Origin of the sequence: Kitasatospora sp. NPDC047058 (genome assembly GCF_040643935.1) — a bacterium.
GTDB lineage: Bacteria > Actinomycetota > Actinomycetes > Streptomycetales > Streptomycetaceae > Kitasatospora.
Genome location: NZ_JBEYVJ010000656.1, coordinates 1 through 2,753 on the forward strand (window position 1 = coordinate 1; position 2,753 = coordinate 2,753).

Sequence of the window (2,753 nt, forward strand, 5' to 3'; positions counted from 1 at the left end):
CGGACGACGTCGACGTCGCGGGTGCGCAGCAGCGGGCCCGGCGGCAGCTCCTCGCCCGCCATGAGTACGTCCGACCCGCAGCCGACCGAGGCGCCGGCGTCCGGCCCGCTGTCGGCCGACCCGCTGCCGGCCGAGGAACTGCCGCCGGGCCCGCTGCTGCGCACCCGCGACGTCGACGTCGTCCGCGACGGCCGCCACCTGCTGCACGGGATCACCCTGACCATCGAAGCCGGCCAGCACTGGGCGCTGCTGGGCCCCAACGGCGCCGGCAAGTCCACCCTGCTCGGCCTGCTCGGCGCGGTCTCCCACCCGACCCGGGGCGAGGTGGACGTCCTCGGCCGCCGGCTCGGCCGGGTCGACATCCGCGAGCTGCGCGCCCATCTCGGCCACGTCAACCCGCGCCACCCGCTGCGCTCGCCGCTGACCGTGCGCGAGGTCGTGCTCACCGGCACCCGCAACACCATCGAACCGGACCTGCACCGCAAGCCCTCCCCCGAGGAACTCGACCGCGCGGAGCTGCTGATCGGGACCCTCGGCATGGCCGCCGTGGCCGGATCACCGTGGACCACGCTCTCCCAGGGCGAGCGCGGCCGCGCCCTGATCGCCCGGGCGCTGATGCCCAGCCCCCGGCTGCTGCTGCTCGACGAGCCCGCCACCGGCCTCGACCTGACCGCCCGCGAGCTGCTGCTGGACAGCCTGGACCTGCTGCGCCACCAGCACCCGGAACTGGCCAGCGTGCTGGTGACGCACCACCTGGAGGAGCTGCCCGAGAGCACCACCCACGCGCTGCTGCTGCGCGAGGGCGGATGCGTGGCGTCCGGCCCGGTGGACGAGGTGATGACCACCGAGCTGATCAGCGCCTGTTTCGGCCACCCGATCCGGATCAGCCGGCACGACGGCCGCTGGACCGCCCGCGCGGCCGCCCGCCGTACACCGCGCGGGTGAAGCTGCTGGGGGCCGTTCGCCGCGCGCCGCGCGGGTGGGGCTGCCGCGGCGGCGGGACCGGGCGGGCCGGGACCTCTGCCGTGGGCCGGGGCCTCGCCGCCGTGTGACACGGGAGACGGCCGGGGTCAACCCCGCCGATCGGCGGGTCGTGGCCGGAAATGGTCGGTGGGCTGACGACATGCCGCTGCCAAGGCCGCCCCTCACCTGCACGGATCGTGAACGGGGGGCGGTGTAGACGGCGAAATCAGATATCCCTAAGGTATGCCTTAGCTAAGTGAGCGCGGGTGCCGGACTCGTCCGGTTCCCGTTCTCGTGCTCAGCCCTGCCCTGGTACCCCCTGCCTTCCGCTGGAGCCTGCATGTCCGCCCGTCGTTCCACCGCAGCCACGCTGCTCACCCTCGCTGTGGCGACCGCCGCGCTGGCCGGTTGCTCGCAGAAGAAGGACGACAAGGCCGCCGCCGACGCCGTGAAGGTGAACGCCACCGACACCGCCTGCGAGGTCTCGAAGACCAGCTTCCCGGCCGGCCACGTCGTGATCGACATCGACAACAAGGGCTCGAAGACCACCGAGGTCTACGTCTACGGCGCCGGTGACAAGATCATCACGGAGCGCGAGAACATCGGCCCCGGCACCAAGGCGACGATCAACGCCGAGATCAAGGCCGGATCCTACGAGATCGCCTGCAAGCCGGGCATGGTCGGCGACGGCATCCGCCAGAAGATCACCGTCACCGGTGACGCCTCCGCCGCGGCCGCCCCGGCCGACCCGCGCCTGACCGCCGCCGTCGACGCCTACCGCAAGTACGCCCAGGAGCAGGCCGACGCCACCATCCCGGCCGTCCAGGCCTTCGCCGACGCGATCAAGGCCGGCGACCTGGAGAAGGCCAAGTCGCTGTACGCGCCGTCGCGCACCGGCTGGGAGCGCACCGAGCCGGTCGCCGAGAGCTTCGGCGACGTCGACCCGAAGACCGACACCCGCGAGGACGGCCTGGAGGCCGGCCAGGAGTGGACCGGCTGGCACAAGCTGGAGAAGTCGCTCTTCGCCGACGCCAAGATCGGCGACGACGAGAAGAAGCTCGCCGACCAGCTGGTCGCGGACCTCAAGGACTGGCAGACGAAGATCCCCTCGGCGGAGATCACCGCGACCAGCATGGCCAACGGCGCCAAGGAGCTGCTGGACGAGGTCGCCACCGGCAAGATCACCGGTGAGGAGGACCGCTACAGCCACACCGACCTGGCCGACTTCGCCGCCAACGTCGAGGGCGCGCAGAAGGCCTACGAGCTGCTGAAGCCGGTCGCCTCCGAGAAGGACGCCGAGCTGGCCAAGACCCTGGACTCGGAGTTCGCCGCCATCCAGGCCCTGCTCGCCAAGTACAAGCAGGCGGACGGCACCTACACCTCGTACGACAAGGTGGCCGAGGCCGAGCGCAAGACCTTCTCCGACGCGGTGAACTCGCTGGGCGAGCCGCTGTCGAAGCTGGCCGCCGCGGTGGTCGCCAAGTAGCACCCGTCCGGCCGCCCGCCAGGGCGGCCGGAGCCACCGCACCACCCACCACCACACCGCCGTGGCGGCCCGAGCGGCTGTCACGGCATCCGTGAGTCCAGTACAGAGAAGGGCCCGCCCGCCGATGGACGCCGAGAACGCGCAGCAGACCGGAACTCCGGCCGGCACCGACGCCAGCACCACCGCCGCCACCGCCGCCACCGAGCCGGCCGGCCGCGGCCCGCTCAGCCGCCGTGCCGTGATCGGCTGGGCCGGGGCCGGGGTCGCCCTCGGCGCCGCCGGCGTCGGCTCGGTCGCCGCCGCC

2 protein-coding genes and 1 pseudogene are annotated in these 2,753 nt (G+C 73.0%); all 3 read left to right on the forward strand.

Annotated elements, in window-relative coordinates; translation table 11 throughout:
• Positions 1 to 60: 60 nt before the first annotated feature.
• Positions 61 to 945, forward strand: a complete 885-nt coding sequence (locus ABZ885_RS38870) for an ATP-binding cassette domain-containing protein (RefSeq protein WP_360199583.1) — start codon at positions 61 to 63, stop codon at positions 943 to 945.
• 358 nt (positions 946 to 1,303) lie between these two features.
• Positions 1,304 to 2,449, forward strand: a complete 1,146-nt coding sequence (gene efeO / locus ABZ885_RS38875; RefSeq protein ID WP_360199581.1) for an iron uptake system protein EfeO — start codon at positions 1,304 to 1,306, stop codon at positions 2,447 to 2,449.
• Between the two features lie 124 nt (positions 2,450 to 2,573).
• Positions 2,574 to 2,753: pseudogene (locus ABZ885_RS38880) on the forward strand (deferrochelatase/peroxidase EfeB); the annotation flags it as partial.